The 17347-nt window shown below is 55.6% G+C and carries 14 protein-coding genes; 5 read left to right on the top strand and 9 right to left on the bottom strand.

Going from position 1 to position 17347, the window contains the following annotated elements:
• Positions 1-102: 102 nt before the first annotated feature.
• Together cysS and F6Y09_RS10865 are read right to left on the bottom strand one after the other, a co-directional pair.
• Positions 103-1485 carry a cysteine--tRNA ligase gene (gene cysS, locus F6Y09_RS10860; RefSeq protein WP_152206936.1) on the bottom strand — a complete coding sequence of 461 codons (1383 nt, stop codon included), beginning with the start codon at positions 1483-1485 and terminating at the stop codon, positions 103-105.
• A 21-nt stretch (positions 1486-1506) separates the two neighbouring features.
• Positions 1507-3183, bottom strand: a complete 1677-nt coding sequence (locus F6Y09_RS10865; RefSeq protein WP_152206937.1) for a glutamine--tRNA ligase/YqeY domain fusion protein — start codon at positions 3181-3183, stop codon at positions 1507-1509.
• A 136-nt stretch (positions 3184-3319) separates the two neighbouring features.
• Here F6Y09_RS10865 and F6Y09_RS10870 point away from each other — a divergent pair, with 136 nt between their 5' ends.
• Both F6Y09_RS10870 and F6Y09_RS10875 read left to right on the top strand, forming a co-directional pair.
• A complete protein-coding gene (locus tag F6Y09_RS10870; RefSeq protein WP_152206938.1) occupies positions 3320-3838 on the top strand; it encodes a peptidylprolyl isomerase in 519 nt (172 codons plus the stop codon).
• Positions 3835-4560: a UDP-2,3-diacylglucosamine diphosphatase gene (locus F6Y09_RS10875; RefSeq protein WP_152206939.1), complete on the top strand. Its 726-nt coding sequence runs from the start codon at positions 3835-3837 to the stop codon at positions 4558-4560. The genes F6Y09_RS10870 and F6Y09_RS10875 overlap by 4 nt, the downstream gene beginning before the upstream one ends.
• A 9-nt stretch (positions 4561-4569) precedes the next feature.
• Here F6Y09_RS10875 and F6Y09_RS10880 read toward each other — a convergent pair whose 3' ends face one another.
• Positions 4570-5382 (bottom strand): hypothetical protein, encoded by an 813-nt coding sequence (locus tag F6Y09_RS10880; protein WP_152206940.1) that lies wholly within the window; start codon positions 5380-5382, stop codon positions 4570-4572.
• Between the two features lie 87 nt (positions 5383-5469).
• A complete protein-coding gene (locus F6Y09_RS10885) occupies positions 5470-6240 on the bottom strand; it encodes a ferredoxin--NADP reductase (protein WP_152206941.1) in 771 nt (256 codons plus the stop codon).
• A 241-nt stretch (positions 6241-6481) separates the two neighbouring features.
• On the opposite strand from F6Y09_RS10885, the gene F6Y09_RS10890 reads away from it, so the two are divergent.
• On the top strand, positions 6482-7270 hold the full coding sequence (locus tag F6Y09_RS10890; protein WP_179959401.1) for a universal stress protein: 789 nt from the start codon (positions 6482-6484) through the stop codon (positions 7268-7270).
• Positions 7271-7389: 119 nt separating this feature from the next.
• Positions 7390-8271 (top strand): LysR family transcriptional regulator, encoded by an 882-nt coding sequence (locus F6Y09_RS10895; protein WP_152206943.1) that lies wholly within the window; start codon positions 7390-7392, stop codon positions 8269-8271.
• A 199-nt stretch (positions 8272-8470) separates the two neighbouring features.
• Here F6Y09_RS10895 and F6Y09_RS10900 read toward each other — a convergent pair whose 3' ends face one another.
• The gene (locus F6Y09_RS10900) at positions 8471-9076 is read right to left on the bottom strand and encodes a MiaE family protein (RefSeq protein ID WP_152206944.1); all 606 of its coding nucleotides are present in this window, start codon (positions 9074-9076) and stop codon (positions 8471-8473) included.
• Positions 9077-9268: 192 nt separating this feature from the next.
• Here F6Y09_RS10900 and acnB point away from each other — a divergent pair, with 192 nt between their 5' ends.
• A complete protein-coding gene (gene acnB, locus F6Y09_RS10905; RefSeq protein WP_152207021.1) occupies positions 9269-11863 on the top strand; it encodes a bifunctional aconitate hydratase 2/2-methylisocitrate dehydratase in 2595 nt (864 codons plus the stop codon).
• Positions 11864-11969: 106 nt separating this feature from the next.
• Here the strand turns inward: acnB and thpD are convergent, their stop codons facing one another.
• From thpD to F6Y09_RS10925, 4 genes are all read right to left on the bottom strand, one after another.
• Entirely contained in the window at positions 11970-12923 is a 954-nt protein-coding gene (thpD, locus tag F6Y09_RS10910) for an ectoine hydroxylase (RefSeq protein WP_152206945.1), read from the bottom strand.
• 307 nt (positions 12924-13230) lie between these two features.
• Complete coding sequence (locus tag F6Y09_RS10915; RefSeq protein WP_246180493.1) at positions 13231-13971, bottom strand: sulfite exporter TauE/SafE family protein; 741 nt, start codon at positions 13969-13971, stop codon at positions 13231-13233.
• Positions 13972-13973: 2 nt separating this feature from the next.
• Entirely contained in the window at positions 13974-16157 is a 2184-nt protein-coding gene (locus tag F6Y09_RS10920; RefSeq protein WP_246180469.1) for a TRAP transporter permease, read from the bottom strand.
• Between the two features lie 104 nt (positions 16158-16261).
• A complete protein-coding gene (locus tag F6Y09_RS10925) occupies positions 16262-17269 on the bottom strand; it encodes a TAXI family TRAP transporter solute-binding subunit (RefSeq protein WP_152206948.1) in 1008 nt (335 codons plus the stop codon).
• Positions 17270-17347 lie beyond the last annotated feature (78 nt).

A 17347-nucleotide genomic window follows, 5' to 3' on the forward strand; every position in this document is an offset into this window, starting at 1 on the left:
TTTGCCTCGTGTTTTATCATTTTCCCGCCTTTAACAGGCGGATAAAGTTTTATGGGATGCAGCAGTTTACGTCAAAAAAACTCGTGATTCATTTCCGGGACACTAACCTCTCCGCCAACTGGTCCCTTCCCGTGAATCGTCGAGAATAACGCCTTTAGAGGCCAGTTCATCCCGAACCCGGTCTGCCTCGGCGAAGTTCCGGTCTTTTCGAGCCTGCTTCCGCGCCTCAATAAGGCGTTCGATCTCGTCAGCTGACAGGCTCTCGCTGCTGCCAGCCTGGAAAAAGGCCTCCGGATCCTGTTGCAGCAACCCGAGAATTTTCCCCAGCCTGACCAACACTGCCGCACTCGCCCGAGCCTCCTCGTCGCGGCGTTCGCGGCGGTGCAGGTTGATGTCCGACACCACTGCATGCAGTACGGTGATCGCTTCCGGGGTATTGAAGTCATCGTCCATGGCGGCGTGAAAGAGCGCGTCACTCTCACCCTCAGGCGCATCTTTCGAAGGCACCAGCCCCCGGAGCGCCTGATACAGGCGAGTCAATGTGCGGCTGGCCTCCTCCAGATTCTCTTCCGAGTAATCTACCTGACTCCGGTAGTGACTCGACACCAGGAAGTAACGGACGATTTCTGGTGGATACTTTTCAAGAATTTCACGGATAGTGAAAAAATTACCCAGGGATTTGGACATTTTTTCCTTGTTCACCCGCACCGCACCGGCATGCATCCAGACCTTGACGAAGGTCTCCCCTGTCGCCGCCTCGGATTGGGCAATCTCGTTTTCATGATGGGGAAACAACAAATCAGGACCACCGCCGTGAATGTCAAAGGTGTTGCCAAGGCAACCGGTCGCCATCGCCGAGCACTCGATATGCCAGCCAGGACGGCCATCGCCCCAGGGCGAGGGCCAGCTCACCTCACCCGCTTTGGCCGCTTTCCACAAGGCGAAATCCGCCGGGCTACGCTTGGCTTCGGCAATATCCACCCGTGCGCCTGCCAGCAGATCCTCCAGTTTTTTCTTGCTGAGCTTGCCATAGCCCTTGAAGGCATTGACCGAGAAATAGACATCGCCGTTATCGGCCGCATAGGCGTAGTCTTTCTGAATCAGCACGCGGATCATTGCAAGAATCTCATCGATAAACGACGTCGCTCTAGGCTCCTCAGTGGGCGACAAAATGCCCAGCTTCGCCTCATCCTCGTGCATCGCCTCAATCATCCGCTCAGTCAGCGCGGTAAAGGTCTCACCGTTCTCTTCTGCCCTGCGAAGAATCTTATCGTCAATGTCCGTGATATTGCGCACGTAATGGACGTCAAAGCCCCGGTGCCTCAGATATCGTGTCACCACATCAAATGCAATCAGCACCCGGGCATGACCCAGATGGCAGAAGTCGTACACGGTCATCCCGCATACGTACATGCGGACCTTGCCGGCTTCCAGTGGCTTGAACTCTTCCTTACGCTGACTGAGGGTATTGTAGATTCGAATCACGTTAGTTCGCCTGGCTCGCAATCAGGAATTTGTTTTGGCCCAGGAGTCCCTGAGCGTAACGGTACGGTTGAACACGGGACGGCCGGCAGTCGACGCCTGCTCATCAAAGAAGAAATACCCCTCGCGCTCGAACTGATAAGGCAACGTCTGCCCGGGCGACGCAAGGCTCTTCTCCGCCCTTGCGCCCTCCAGGCGCACCAGGGACTCGGGGTTCAGGTGCTCGACAAAATCACCGTCCTTGTCGCTGTCCGGCGACTCAGAATTGAACAGGCGATCATACTGGTTGATATCAACCGCGACGCTGTCAGTGGCAGACACCCAGTGAACCACACCGTTTGGTTTGTAACCTTCAGGGTTAACGCCGAGGGTGGCTTTATCGTATTCGCAGCGCAGCTCGACAATTTCGCCTGCGGCGTTCCGGATTACTTCCCGGCAGGTCATCACATACCCGCCCCGAAGCCTGACAGCCTGGTCGGGCGCCAACCGCTTCCACTTCCGCGGGGGCGCTTCCGAGAAATCCTCACGGTCAATGAACAGGGTTCTGGTCCAGGGTACATCCCGCGTCCCCATCTCCGGATTCTGCGGATGCACCGGAAGTGTGAGGGTCTCGGTCTGGTCATCCGGGTAGTTCGTCAGGGTTACCTTCAGGGGCCGCATTACGCACATGGCGCGGGGCGCCCGGGTGTTGAGGTCTTCACGGATGGCATGCTCCAGCATACCCATATCGACGGTGCCACCGGCCTTGTTGACGCCAACCATGTCACAGAACGTGCGGATGGATTCCGGCGTATAGCCGCGACGGCGCATACCGGAGAGGGTCGGCATCCTCGGGTCGTCCCAACTGTCGCAGTGGCCTTCGTCCACCAGGCGCTTGAGTTTGCGCTTGCTGGTAATGGTGTAGTTCAGGTTCAGCCTGGCGAACTCGATTTGCCGGGGCTGACAGGGGCTGGAAATATTTTCCAGAACCCAGTCGTAGAGCGGCCGATGGTCCTCAAACTCCAGCGTGCACAGGGAGTGAGTCACCCCCTCCAGGGCGTCGGAGATCGGATGGGTGAAGTCGTACATGGGGTAAATGCACCACTTGTCACCGGTCTGGTGGTGGTCGGCATAACGAATCCGGTAAAGGATAGGATCACGCAAGTTGATGTTGGCCGACGCCATATCGATTTTGGCCCGCAACACCAGTTCACCGTTGTTGTATTTGCCATCCCGCATGGCCTGGAACAGCGCCAGATTTTCATCAACCGGCCGGTCACGGAACGGGCTGTCGCGCCCCGGCGCTCTGAGCGTGCCACGGTACTCCGCCATCTGCTCAGCATTGAGGCCACAGACATAGGCCTTACCTTTCTGGATCAGCTCGACCGCGAAATCATAAATCGCGTCAAAATAGTCCGAGGCATAGCGTACGTCGCCGGCCCATTGGTAACCCAGCCAGGTCACATCCTGCTTGATGACGTCGATGTATTCCTGGGATTCTTTCTCCGGATTGGTATCGTCAAAACGAAGGTTACACTCCCCGGCAAAGGCCTCCGCGATACCGAAATTCAGGCAGATCGACTTGGCGTGACCGATATGAAGGTACCCGTTGGGCTCTGGTGGAAAACGGGTTACCACCTTGCCCGTATGCTTGCCTTCGCGAATAGCCTCGTCAATGAGGCTCAGAATAAAATTATGGGCTTTCTTGGACTCGGCGCTCATAAGGTCTCGACTGATGGGATGAACTTAAGCGCCATATTATACGCATATTTGGCGGGCTAACTCATGCATGGGAACAAACTCTCCCGTACAATAAAGCCTTATTATGAATTCCTTTAAACCTGAACAGGACACCAGAATGATCTTGCTGAAGACCACCCATGGCGATATCACCATTGAGCTCGATTACGAGAAAGCCCCTGAGAGCGCAAAAAACTTCGAACAGTATGTCCGTGACGGTTTCTACGACGGCCTGATCTTTCACCGTGTGATCAGCAATTTCATGGTCCAGGGCGGTGGATTTGAGCCCGGCATGGTGCCCCGTAAGACCCGCGCACCCATCAAGAACGAAGCCAACAATGGTCTGAGCAATATGGCAGGCACTGTCGCCATGGCCCGCACCATGGACCCGCATTCCGCAACCGCACAGTTTTTTATCAACGTCGAGAACAACGGTTTTCTTGATCATACCGCTGAGAATGCCGAGGGCTGGGGCTACTGCGTCTTTGGCAAGGTAGTCGATGGCATGGACACGGTGAACGCCATTCGGGCGGTCAGAACGGGTCTGAACCATGGTCATCAGGATGTACCGGGGGAGGATGTGATGATCGAAAAAGCCCATGTGATCGGAGATACCGGAGACGGAGGCGCGGCTTGACCACGCTGTTTATATCAGACCTGCATCTGGAAGAGTCGCGCCCTGATATCACCGCGGCCTTTCTCCGGTTTGTCGAGCGCCGGGCAGCGCAAGCACAGTCACTCTTTATCCTGGGGGACTTCTTCGAGGCCTGGATCGGTGACGACGAGCGCACGCCCTTGCAAGAGCAAGTGGCCGCGGCCCTTCAGAGCCTCAGTGACTCGGGCACGCGGGTTTTCCTGATGCACGGTAACCGCGATTTCCTGATTGGTGACGACTTCTGCAACCGCGCCGGCGCCACACTGCTGGACGATCCTGTGGTGGTGGATCTCTACGGCACCCCAACTCTGCTGATGCACGGAGACAGCCTGTGCACCGCGGATGTGGAATATCAGAAGTTCCGCACCAGCATGCGCAATGTGCAGTGGCAGAAAACCTTCCTTGCCAGACCCCTGGCAGACCGGCAGCTGGTCGCTCGTCAGCTACGGGACATCAGTATGGCCAGAAACAAAGGCAAGGAAGAGCTCATCATGGATGTGACTCCGAAGGAAGTGGTGGAAGTCATGGAGTCCCACGGCGTGCAGCGGCTGATTCATGGCCATACCCACCGGCCGGCCGAACACGAACTCGAGGTCAACGGTCAGCCAGCGAAGCGCATTGTATTAGGCGACTGGGCGGAGAATGCCTGGTGGCTGGAAGCAAGCAGTGAGCAGCCACCGGAACTGAAGAAAGAGCCGCTTTAGGCGCTTTTCTTATGCTGGCTCCCGATACGTTTCAAGACGCTTGAGCCAGCCTCTCAACCATTGCTCCCGCTCGATCGGGTTTTGCGCGTTGTCGGCTCGGCGAGTGAGCACACTTGCGGCTGCATTACGAAACTGGTCCAGTGCCTCGCCGGATGACATGTTGCCCATCTCCTGTAACACCTGGAGCAATCCCCAGCCCTGTCCGTTATAGGTTTCACGAGGCGCCAGTCCTTCACCCTTGAAATTGACGTAATCAATCAGAGCATAAGTGCCTCCCGGTGTTGCGTTCAACTCTGAAAGCCTTTTCGCGATGGCACTCTGTTGGTCATACTCTGCCGCTTCGATGACCTTGCGCATCGAGGCTTTGGCACGAACGAAAATGTATTCCGCCTGCAGGCCCCGGGTTTGCCACAGAAATTCCCGCAGTGAGCCGACGCGCTCACTGTCTTGTTGAGCCAGAAACGTGGCCCGATCTGGCCAGGGCGCAACCATAGGCGCCAGCTTATCCAACCACTTCGGCAGCTCTACCGACCGTGACCGCATAAATGCCATCAAGGCGGGAAAACTCTCTACGAATGGGCCGTCCACCGCCTCGGGGTACCAGATAAAATGCCCGATACCCAGCGACGGAAACGCTTCCCCCACGTTCCAGTGGACCAGACAGGTCTCCTTCCCGGCACATTCATTCTGAAACACCTGCTCGCCCACCCAGTCAAGCTCAGCGCTACTGAGTGACAGGTCCGCATCCACGGCCTCCTCATTGCAGCCTGCCAGGATCAGCAGGGCAACAATAAGCAAGCTCCACTTTGTAACAAATACCATTGAAAGGCTCCGACTTGCAGTTCATGGCTAAAAAAACCCCGAAGTCAGAAACTTCGGGGTTTTCGGAGCACGTGGAATCAAAGCTGATTATTTCTCTACAAACGCACGCTCAATCACATAGTGGCCCAGGTCGCCGTGTCTGGCTTCCTTGAAACCCTGGCGGTCAAGAATGGCACAGGTGTCTTTCAGCATGGCCGGGCTTCCGCATACCATGAAGCGGTCATTCTCCAGGTCAAAGTCTGGCAGGCCCAGATCAGACATCAGCTTACCGCTTTCCATCAGATCCGTGAGACGGCCCTGGTTGCGGAACTCTTCCCGGGTAACCGTCGGGTAATAGAGCAGCTTGCCCTGCACCATTTCGCCGAAGAACTCGTTGTTCGGCAGATCATCGATGTCCTGCTGGTAGGCAAGTTCGGACTTGTGGCGCACACCGTGGGTCAGGATTACCCTGTCATAGCGCTCATAGACTTCCGGGTCCTTGATGATGCTCATGAACGGCGCCAGACCGGTACCGGTGCTGATCAGGTAAAGATTACGACCCGGTATGAGGTGATCAACAATCAGCGTGCCGGTGGGCTTGCGGCTCACCAGGATTTCGTCCCCAATTTCGATTTTCTGCAGCTTTGAGGTCAGCGGGCCGTCGGGCACCTTGATGGAGAAAAACTCAAGTTCTTCCTCATAGTTGGCGCTGGCAATACTATAAGCCCTCATCAGGGGCTTACCGTCGGTTTCCAGACCAATCATGGTGAAGTGGCCATTCTTGAAACGAAAACCCGGATCGCGACTCGTGGTAAAGCTGAACAAGGTATCGTTCCAGTGGTGCACGCTCGTTACACGCTCTCGATTCATGTTGCTCATGGTCGGACTGTCTCCAAAGCGCTTGCACGCAATATCATGGTTAAAAGTTACATCCAGTATACCGCAGCAGCAACCTATCGACAAAATGGGATATTCTCATAACCTTATTCGACAAATTCGATTTACAATTTTCACTCCTCCAAAATGCCGGCCTTTGAACTATGCTGACAGATAGCTGTTTCCCGGAAGGCAATCATCCCGGTATGTGAAGCCTGAAACGCAAGCAATGAGGAGGCACCGGATGCTGAATCATCTGATACTGACTGTTGATTATACCAATGACTGGGAGCGCGCGATGAAGCGTCTGCCGTTAATATTAAAACTGCTTGGTACCAGAAAGCTCACCCTGGTGTATGTCATCGAAACCCACAAACGCCTCCACACGGAAGATCAAGAAGGGGTCGTGAAAGGAAAGCTCAAGGCTCTGGGTGAAAAGCTCGCCAGTGAGCTGGATGTTTCCACCGACTACAGGATAGGTAGGGGTTTTGTAGCCAGCCAGGTGCTGGAGATTGCCAAAACCGTTCATGCCGACGGAATCATCGTGTGCAATCGCAGTCATTCCGCCACCAAGGAACTCTTCTTCGGCAATATCGCCCTTAACCTGGCAAGGATGACCAAGCTGCCCCTGCTGGTCATCCCGATAGACGGGACACCGCCCGCCGCGGAAGAGGAGATCCTGTATGCGACAGACGGTTCCGCCGCCTCACTCAATGCCCAGGCCTGCTTCGAGCAACTGATTACCACGGGACACGATGGCCGTGTGCTGTGGGTAAGGCCAGACGACGCCGGTGCCGATGACAAAGACATCGAGGAACGGATAGATTTGCTGGCAAACAGACACGCTAACGTACACAGAAATATTGTAACCGGTCGGGCCGTGGCGGAAATCCTGAAGGCTATAAAGAGGGAAAGGCCGGTACTCACCGTGCTCGGAAAACGCGGTGCCACACCAATCACCGACCTGCCGCTTGGCAGCACCACGGAAAAAGTTGCGGGCGCAAGTTCCCAGCCCATACTTATGGTCCCTTGACCCCTCCCTTGACCCCCTAAACGGCCACCCGTGGTGGCCGTTATTGAATTGACGCCAGCGGACGGCTACCGTATCGATCTAATCGAACAAATTCATCAATTCATTCGAGTCGATCGATTATGAAGTACAGTTTTCGCCAACTGGAGGTCTTTCTTGCCGCTGCACACTTTCAGAACATTACACGAGCTGCTGAATCCCTGGCAATGTCCCAGTCTGCGGCCAGTAGCGCCCTGAAAGAACTGGAGAACCAGTTTGATATCCAACTTTTTGACCGGGTCGGCAAACGTCTTCAACTGAACGAACTGGGACGCCTGTATCGCCCGAAGGTTGAGGCCCTGCTGGCCCGGGCCGGTGAACTGGAGCAGGCTTTCAGCAAGCATACTGAGGTTGGCGCCCTCAAGGTTGGAGCCACCCTCACTATCGGAAACTATCTGGCCGTGGGCGTTATGGCCCAATATATGAAAATCCCTACTCACCCGAAAGTGTCCCTTGAAGTGGCCAACACGCGCACCATTGCCAAACGGGTCAGTGACTACGAGCTTGATATCGGACTGATCGAGGGCGAATTGCAGTCTTCAGAACTGGAAGTCATCCCCTGGCGGGGTGATGAATTGGTGGTGTTCTGTAGTCCAGATCACCCGTTGGCTGACAGCCCCACGCTTAGGGACGAGGACCTTCGAGCCGCGACCTGGATCATGCGGGAACAAGGCTCGGGCACCCGGCAAACCTTCGAACGCGGCATGCATGGCCTGCTGCCCGATCTCGAAATTTTGCTGGAACTGGAGCACACAGAAGCCATAAAGCGTGCTGTGGAAGCCAGGCTGGGTATCGGTTGTCTATCCCGGGTCTGTCTGGCAGACGCCTTCAAGCGCGGCAGTCTGGTCCCGCTCGAAGTACCGAGCCACCGAAACTTTGACCGCCAATTTTACTTTATTCTGCACAAACAGAAATATCGCAGTGCCGGGATTGATCGCTGGATGCAGCTTTGCCGGAAGCTTTAAAAGAGCAGGATCAGGATTGGATTCCGAATTAAGTGTAAAGAGACAGGATAAGGGTCTTTTTCAGAACACGCCCGTGAATACATCCCTGTAGGGCTCGACTGCAGCCATCCCTGGCTGCAGACGGTTCTGAAAAAGACCCTTACCCTGCCTCCAGCAGACACGTCAGTGGTCTGGAAAAGACTTGAGTCTGAGAAAAATTCTACGCCACTGGTCCACTATGAAAGCGAAACACCGTATCGGGCTCTTCGATTAGCTGGCGCTCCCGTTCCAGAAATACCTCAACGCGTTCACCAATAGACTCACCAGCGGCATCTTTCGCCAGCTTGAGATAATCCTGGTAATGCCGGGCTTCGGATTTCAGCAAGCCCCGATAAAAATCCGCCAGCGTATCGTCCAGGTGCGGGGCCAATGCGGCAAAACGTTCGCAGGAACGGGCTTCAATGATCGCGCCGACAATCAACACATCCACCAGCTTGCCGGGGTCCTCAGTTCTGACAGGTTCCCGCAGGCCTGCCGCATATCGGGCGGGAGTCAGGTGACCGTAAGTGACACCGCGCTTCTTCATGATGGCCAGCACCTGCTCGAAATGCCGCAACTCCTCCCGGGCCAGGCGGGACATTTTGCTGAGCAGATCCGGGTTATCGACGTACCGGTACATCAAACTCAACGCCGTGGAAGCCGCTTTTTTCTCGCAGTGGGCATGGTCTATAAGCATCACGTCCTGGGCTGCCAAAGCGTTCTCAATCCAACGACCGGGTGTTTGGCACGGCAGAAAATCGTGAATATCGCGGAGTGCATCAAGCATATAAAAATACCGTCGACTGTTCGGAAAAGTGCATTATACACAAGCTGATGCGAGGCCCCGCCTATAGTCCAACTTAACTTTGAACGGGCTTTCCTATAGAATCTAGCGCCAATTCGCGGCCTTTTCCGCCAATAAAACTCCCGCCAGCCCAGTGGCCCGCGCGGGACATCCCAACTGATGAGGGTCCATATCGTGTTAGAAGCTTATCGTGAACACGTTGCAGAGCGTGCAGCCCAGGGCATTCCCCCGAAGCCGCTAAACGCCGAGCAAACCGCAGCACTGGTCGAACTGCTGAAAAACCCGCCTGCCGGCGAAGAGGAGACTCTGGTCTACCTGCTCGAAAACCGGGTACCGCCGGGCGTTGACGAAGCCGCTTATGTAAAAGCAGCTTTCCTGTCTGCGCTCGCCAAAAGCGAAACCACTTGCACCCTCATCGACAAGCAAACCGCCGTCAAATGGCTCGGTATGATGCAGGGCGGTTATAACATTGCCGCCCTGGTGGAGCTGCTGGATGACAGTGACCTGGCCGAACTGGCCGGTGAACAGCTGAAAAAGACGCTGCTGGTATTCGATGCCTTCAACGACGTGAAGGAAAAGATGGACGCGGGCAATGCAGTTGCCAAAAGCGTAATGGAATCCTGGGCCAATGCCGAGTGGTTCACCAAGCGTAATAAAGTACCTGAAAGCACCAAAATGATTGTGTTTAAGGTCACCGGCGAAACCAACACCGACGACCTGTCGCCAGCCCCGGACGCCTGGTCACGCCCTGACATCCCGCTGCACGCCCGCGCTGCTTACAAGATGCCTCGCGACGGCATGATCCCGGACGAACCCGGTGTTACCGGCCCGATGACCCAGATTGAAGAGCTCAAGGCCAAAGGCCTTCCTGTCGCCTTCGTAGGTGATGTAGTCGGCACCGGCTCATCACGTAAATCTGCTACCAACTCGGTATTGTGGTTTTTCGGTGACGACATGCCCGGCGTACCCAACAAGCGCACCGGTGGTATCTGTATCGGTAATAAAGTAGCCCCGATCTTCTTCAACACCATGGAAGATGCCGGCGCACTGGTATTTGAAGCCCCGGTAGACAACATGAACATGGGCGACGTTATTGAAGTCCGCCCTTACGACGGCAAGATTCTGAATGAAGCCGGTGAAACGATCTCTGAGTTCAGTTTCAAGTCCGACGTGATTCTGGATGAGGTTCAGGCCGGTGGCCGTATTCCGCTGATCATCGGACGCGGTCTTACCAACAAGGCCCGCGAGACCCTGGGACTCGGCGCCACCGATCTGTTCCGCCTGCCCAAAGATCCGGAAGCCGGCACCAAAGGCTTCACTCTGGGTCAGAAAATGGTCGGCAAGGCCTGTGGCCTGGAAGCAGACCAGGGTGTCCGACCAGGCACTTACTGTGAACCCCTGATGACGACAGTCGGCTCCCAGGATACCACTGGCCCGATGACCCGTGACGAGCTGAAAGACCTGGCGTGCCTGGGCTTCTCCTCGGACCTGGTGATGCAGTCCTTCTGCCACACGGCGGCTTACCCCAAGCCAATTGACGTGGAAATGCAGCACACCATGCCAGACTTCATCCAGACCCGTGGCGGTGTTGCCCTGCGTCCGGGTGACGGCATCATCCACTCCTGGCTGAACCGCATGCTGCTACCAGACACCGTCGGCACCGGTGGCGATTCCCACACCCGTTTCCCGATGGGCATCTCGTTCCCCGCCGGTTCCGGACTGGTGGCTTTTGCTGCTGCTACCGGCGTTATGCCGCTGGATATGCCGGAGTCCGTCCTGGTTCGCTTCAAGGGTGAAATGCAGCCCGGGATCACGCTCCGTGATCTGGTCCATGCGATTCCTCTGTATGGCATCAAGCAGGGCCTGCTGACCGTCGAGAAGAAAGGCAAGATCAATGAGTTCTCCGGTCGCATCCTGGAAATCGAAGGCCTTGAGCACCTGACTGCCGAACAGGCTTTCGAGCTTTCCGATGCCTCTGCCGAGCGCTCTGCCGCCGGTTGTACCATCAACCTGTCGGAAGAGTCGGTAGCGGAATACCTGCTTTCCAACATCACCATGCTGCGCTGGATGATTGCAGAAGGTTATGGCGACCCGCGTACCCTGGAGCGTCGTGCCAAGAACATGGAAGCCTGGCTGGCCGATCCCAAGCTGATGCGTGCGGACAAAGACGCCGAGTATGCCCACGTGATCGAAATTGATCTGGCGGACATCAAAGAGCCCATCGTGTGCTGCCCGAATGACCCGGACGACGCCCGTCTGTTGTCTGAAGTGGCTGGCGACAAGGTCGACGAAGTCTTTATCGGTTCGTGCATGACCAACATTGGTCACTTCCGTGCAGCCGGTAAACTGCTGGCCCAGAACAAGGAGCCGCTGAAGACTCGCCTGTGGATGTCACCGCCAACCAAGATGGACGAAGCCCAGCTGATGGAAGAAGGCTACTTCAACATCTATGGCACTGCCGGTGTGCGCACCGAAATGCCGGGCTGCTCCCTTTGCATGGGTAACCAGGCCAGGGTCGCGGCGAAGTCCACAGTGCTGTCCACCTCAACCCGTAACTTCCCCAACCGCCTCGGCGATGGTGCCAATGTGTATCTGACCTCTGCGGAACTGGCGGCAGTGGGCGCGGTCCTGGGCAAGCTGCCGACACCAGCGGAGTACATGGAGTACGCCAAGGACCTCAACAGCATGTCGAAGGATATCTACAAGTACCTGAGCTTCGACAAAATGGACAAATACACCAAGCGCGCCGCGGAAGCGAACGTCGCCTGAGTCGTTAGTTGATTCCAGCTATGGCCCGGAAGGGTCAACCAGAAACGCCAGCCCCAGGGCTGGCGTTTTTTTGTGGGATGGACAGCCTCGAAAAGCAATAGCCGGTTTAAGCGCGCAATGGCTTGACCCCCTGATTGGACAATTCCGGGAAATCATCGTGCATGGTTAATGCCTCGGTGTTTTTGCGGTTACCCAGAAACTCAGGACGTTCAGTCGTTCCCGCAAACGGCTTCTCCAGAGTATTGTCGACGCTGTTATAAACGAAGAAGAGATTCGAACGCGGCCACGGAGACATGTTCTCGTTCGACGCATGCAGGGTATTGCACTCAAACAGCAGCAAGGAACCAGCGGGGCCCTTGGGCGCCTTTATCCCGCCCCGGTCTGCCATCCAGCCCAGACCTTTCCGGTCCGGAACTCCAAGGCGCTGGGCCTTCAGAGAATCCTGCCAATTCATGTCAGGGGTCTCTCCGACACAGGGCACAAACACGTGATGGGAACCGGGGATCAACATCAGCGGACCATTAAATTCGGTGTTCTCCGTCAGCATCAAAGAGGCGCTTACCGCCCGCATTCTTGGCATGCCATCTTCTGCGTGCCAGGTCTCGAAATCAGAGTGCCAGTCAAAGCCACTACCCTCGAAACCGAACTTGTCATTGATCCGTGACTGATGGATATAAACTTCGCTGCCGAGGAGCTGACGCACCATCCCCAGTATTCTGGGGTCCCGGGTCAGCCGGTCAAAATTCTCGGATAGCTCGTGCATACCAAACACCGATCGTATGGCGCCGCTGGCGGGGTCACGGATGATCTGGTCTGACTCCATCAGCTTTTCATCTTTGGCCATTTCCCGCAGTTCGTCGAAGAAAGGCTCCACGCGCTCCTTGGAGAAAAATCCCTCAAACCAGAGAAAACCATCACGTTCGTAGCGGGACAGAGCGACCTCGTCAAGGGGGCCTTCCCAACGACGCTGATTGCGGGAGTGCACGATAGGGTCCAGTCGGGTGAAAGGATCAAGATGCTTTTTCAGGCGGGTCGGAAATGGGTCGTGCTTTTTAATCATGTCGGGTGAACCTTGATTTATCTGTATTTCAATCAATGTGTTCGACCGATTCAGGGATTGCTTTCAGGCACTACTCAAAAGGGGAATTCCGGAGCAACTGCGAGCCCGACGCGCAGGTAACGCTGTCGGCCGAATGAAGGTCAGCGTCAACGCACTGACATTGGGGACCAGCCTGAAGATTTTGGTTGATCGAATCAACCACCCGGGGCCGAAATACCCATTAAACTTTCCATACAAAGAGGTAATGCACGCCATCGAACAACTAATTTTACTTGTTAAAACAGTTACTTTTACACATCAGCTTTGATCAATACCAGATCAGCCGGACAAGGATCGCAACCACCATTACCAGGGTCAGCCACTTGATCCATTGGGCACCGCGGTGCCCCATATTGACCCGCACGGCTACCATCGCACCACAGATATTACCAAGAGCGAGGGTAAGCCCCATCCCCCAACGCACCTGATCACTGATCGCAAAAATAGCTAGAGCAGGCAGTGTGTAAAGCAGCACAATAAACACCTTCAGAACATTGACCTGCCGTAAATCGATTTTGAGCATCCGGTACAGGACTACAATAAACAACGCACCTACGCCCACCTGTATAAAACCACCGTAAAGGCCGATCAGGAACATCGCGAAGTAAATCACCGGTCCCAGCCGGTCAGGTGTTAACGGCCGGGTATCAAGCGCAGGCTGGGGCAAGACCATGAAGACAGAGGCGCCAATCATGGCCGCCACCAGCACAAACTCGAAGATCTCCCTGGACACCCACGTGGCTACCCACGCCCCGAGGAGCGAACCCAGGACAGCGGGCACAGCCAGGCGAAAGCTGACTCCAAGGTTGCCGTGGCCACCCCGAAAGAAACCACCCACGGCCGTAATGCTCTGAAGTGTTATGGCGACGCGGTTGGTGCCATTGGCCACTTGGGGCGGCAGGCCGAGAAACATCAGCAGCGGCAGCGTGAGCATCGACCCACCGGCCGACAGCACATTGATAAAGCCTGCAACGCCACCCAGTAACAGCAGCGCCACCACATCCAACATCGTCACGCCGTAACCGGCCTCTGGCTCTGACTGCCCGATTGTCGGTTACCCTTTCGGGCACTCCAGACCAGGATGGCAATAAATATCCCGAGGCCCGCCAAATCGAGCATCAGGCTGTCGTGAGGCCACAGCATCAGGGCGCCAACCGGGAACATAACCAGCCTGACCCACCACCTCAGGGGGTGCTCAAGATAGCCTTCAAGGCCCGCAATAATGGCGTAAACACCGAACAACCCGAAGGCAAAGACCCGCACCATCTCACCAATATCACCTGAGATCAGCGGCGAGTAGGCAAACAGCAACGGGATGATGTAGAGCCCTTTCGCGATCTTCCAGGCCGTGAAACCGGTGCGCATCTGGGGGGTTCCGGCGATGGCTGCCGCCGCAAATGCGGTCAGGCAGACCGGCGGCGTCACGTTGGAGTCCTGGGATAGCCAGAAAATGATCATGTGCGCAGACACCAGTGCCATGGCGATGGCATGGGGTGATAACGCCTGCTCAAGCAATTGTGAGGAGAACGATTCCGGTACCAACGACAACAATTGCTGAGCTGTCGCCATGTCCATGGGGGCGCCCAGCAAGTCCATCTGGTCTGGCGCAGCCAACATGAAAATGGCCTTTGCCTGCTCCGGTAACTGACCACTGGTCAGTAGTTCAAGTATCTGACTCTGGGCAATAAGCGTGTAAATGGCCGGTGCCGACAACGTTGCCAGCACAATATACGCAGCCGTTACCGGTAGCCCCATACCGAGAATCAGCGAAGCCAGTGCTACCAGTAAAAGAGTAATCAGCAAGCTTCCCCCTGCCCACTCGGTAATCATCAGCGAGAAGGTATTGCCAATGCCTGTCGTGGACACCACGTTTACAATAAGACCCACCGTAATGAGCAGAATCGCCGTCGTGACAATATTCCGGGTACCCTGCACCAGCGCCTCCAGAATATCCTTCGGCATCATCGGCTTTTTGGATAGCCAGGACGCCACAATAACCGACAAGATCGCAATGCCTGCTGCGTAGGTGGGGGTAAAACCATAGATCAGCGACGCCACCAGAACAATCAGTGGCAACAGGTAATGCCATCCGTCCTTCAAAACCTCTTTCAGGGTGGGCGCGTCGCCATCGTCCAGTTTAACAGCGTAACTGCGCTTGGCCTCAATGCGCACAAACATCGCAACCGACAGGAAATAAAGCAATGCCGGCAATGCCGCCACGCTGATAATCGTCAGGTAGGACACTTGCGTGTAGGAAGCCATGATAAAAGCGCCTGCGCCCATGACGGGGGGCATCAACTGGCCACCGGTGGAAGCAGCCGCTTCAACACCGGCAGCAAAGCGCGCCGGAAAACCCGCCTTACGCATCAGAGGTATGGTTATGACACCGGTGGACACCGTGTTAGCGACGCTGGAACCGGATACCGACCCCATCAAGCCTGAGGCGAAGACGGCCACGAAGCCCGGCCCACCGACAAAACGCCCGGCTGCACAGCGCGCCAGTTCGACAATAAAATCTCCGGCGCCGGACTTGACCAGAAAGGCCCCAAACAGGATAAACATGAACACATAGGTCCAGGAAATTCGGGCGATGGATCCCAGCATGCCCTGGCCGCCCATATAGGAGCGGAACAACACGGTTTCCCAGGTCAGTCCGGGGAAGTTGAACAGGCCGTCGACATACTGACCCCACCAGGCGACATAGGTCAGTGCCACCACGCAAAGCACCGGGATAAACCACCCGGTCGTGCGCCGGGCGAACTCCAGGATCAGCCCCACGGCCACCACCGAGACCACCCAGTCGGCAGTGGAGAAGGTAACTCCCCTTGCGTAAAGGGCATTTTCAAAGCCAATGAGGTAGAACGCACAGCCAAGGGCGGCAAGACCCATCATGAGATCGATGGCAAAGACCAGCCGTCCGGTACCTGTATTCCGGGTTTTTACCATCGGTATGGTGAGCGCACACAACAAGCCGAACAGTCCGAAATGGATGGCTGATATCCAAAGCTCGGACAGCGTCGACCATGTATTGAAATAGATGTGGCTGAGCGCGGTGACAATTGCGATCGCAAATATGGCACGCCCGATAACCGGATGATCCAGCCTTTCCCGGGATTCAGCAGCGCTTTCTTCGCGAATTTTATCCAGTGACGGATTGGAATCCGACTTTTCAGGCAGATGGTCAGACGTACTCAAGGAGAACTCCATATAGCCGGGGGCTGGTTCTCACCAAGCCCCTGAGGTGAATTACGATGCATAGCGACCTGGCGTGAACTGTTACGCCCTTTTTCATCTCTGGCCTATTTCGCGATCAAACGCTCCGGGATATCAAGACCCTGTTCACGATAGAACCGCTCTGCACCGGGGTGAAGTGGCATCGGCAAACCCGCAATCGCTTTTTCAAGCGCCATGGCTTTCGTGGCTGGATGGATGTTGTTAAGAAAAGGAAGGTTAGCGTAGATGGTTTTGGTGATTTGATAGACGTCTTCTTCCGGCACATCCGCCCTTACAGACAGTATGTTGGGCTGGGCAATGGTGTTGATTACCTTGGTTTGACCAGGGTAGGTATCAGCCGGAATTTCATAGGGCGTCCAGAGTTCGAACTCGCTGTTGATCTTCGCCAGTTGCTCTTCGGTCACATCAAGAGTGGTAATATCTTTGCCCATATTGGCGTAGGCACGGGTGACGGCGGAAGCAGGCACACCGGCCGGAATATTCATACCGTCGATATTACCGTTCTGCAGGGAATCGGCGCTTGGGCCATAGCCAAGATACGCAATATCCATTTGCTCCAGATCAACCCCCAGCTTACCGAGAATGAAACGTCCGGAGCCTTCAGTGCCGGAGTTTCTGGCACCAATAGAGAAACTCTTTCCGTACAGGTTTTTCATGTCATCCATGGTGCCGGTTTTCGCCACCGAGCTTCGAACGACGAAATGCTCAACGTTCTGCCAAAGCATCGAAATCGAGCGCAGGTTCTTATAAGCCTTGGGGACCGGACCACTGCCGTTCCATGCCCAGGCGCCGTACAGCCCCTGAAGAATGCTGAACTGAATCTGGTTCTCGTCCATCAGCTTGAGGTTTTCACCGGAACCCGCTGAACTGATTGCAGAAACGGATATATTGTTGGTGGGTTCCAGGCGAACCTTGATCAGTGTCGACAGAGCAACCCCGACCGGATAATAGGTGCCGCCCGTTGTCGCGGTACCCATCACATAGTTACCCTCGGCCGAAACAACCGAAGAAAAACTCAATGTAGCGGCGGCAATCAGCCCGAGAGCTGAGTTGAGAAAAGATTTCTTTTGCATGGAATTCCCCGTCATTCGTATTATTTGTTGTTGTACGCGCGCAGACCGGATGGCCACCTGGACAGAATAGCCGTTGGG

The sequence above is a fragment of the Marinobacter changyiensis genome (assembly GCF_009193265.1).
Lineage (GTDB): Bacteria > Pseudomonadota > Gammaproteobacteria > Pseudomonadales > Oleiphilaceae > Marinobacter > Marinobacter changyiensis.

Coding starts and splice junctions, on each gene's coding strand:
- F6Y09_RS10865 (WP_152206937.1), bottom strand. CDS start 3,183: ATGAGCGCCGAGTCCAAGAAAGCCCATAATTTTATTCTGAGCCTCATT.
- F6Y09_RS10870 (WP_152206938.1), top strand. CDS start 3,320: ATGATCTTGCTGAAGACCACCCATGGCGATATCACCATTGAGCTCGAT.
- F6Y09_RS10880 (WP_152206940.1), bottom strand. CDS start 5,382: ATGGTATTTGTTACAAAGTGGAGCTTGCTTATTGTTGCCCTGCTGATC.
- F6Y09_RS10885 (WP_152206941.1), bottom strand. CDS start 6,240: ATGAGCAACATGAATCGAGAGCGTGTAACGAGCGTGCACCACTGGAAC.
- F6Y09_RS10890 (WP_179959401.1), top strand. CDS start 6,482: ATGCTGAATCATCTGATACTGACTGTTGATTATACCAATGACTGGGAG.
- F6Y09_RS10895 (WP_152206943.1), top strand. CDS start 7,390: ATGAAGTACAGTTTTCGCCAACTGGAGGTCTTTCTTGCCGCTGCACAC.
- F6Y09_RS10900 (WP_152206944.1), bottom strand. CDS start 9,076: ATGCTTGATGCACTCCGCGATATTCACGATTTTCTGCCGTGCCAAACA.
- thpD (WP_152206945.1), bottom strand. CDS start 12,923: ATGATTAAAAAGCACGACCCATTTCCGACCCGCCTGAAAAAGCATCTT.
- F6Y09_RS10915 (WP_246180493.1), bottom strand. CDS start 13,971: ATGTTGGATGTGGTGGCGCTGCTGTTACTGGGTGGCGTTGCAGGCTTT.
- F6Y09_RS10925 (WP_152206948.1), bottom strand. CDS start 17,269: ATGCAAAAGAAATCTTTTCTCAACTCAGCTCTCGGGCTGATTGCCGCC.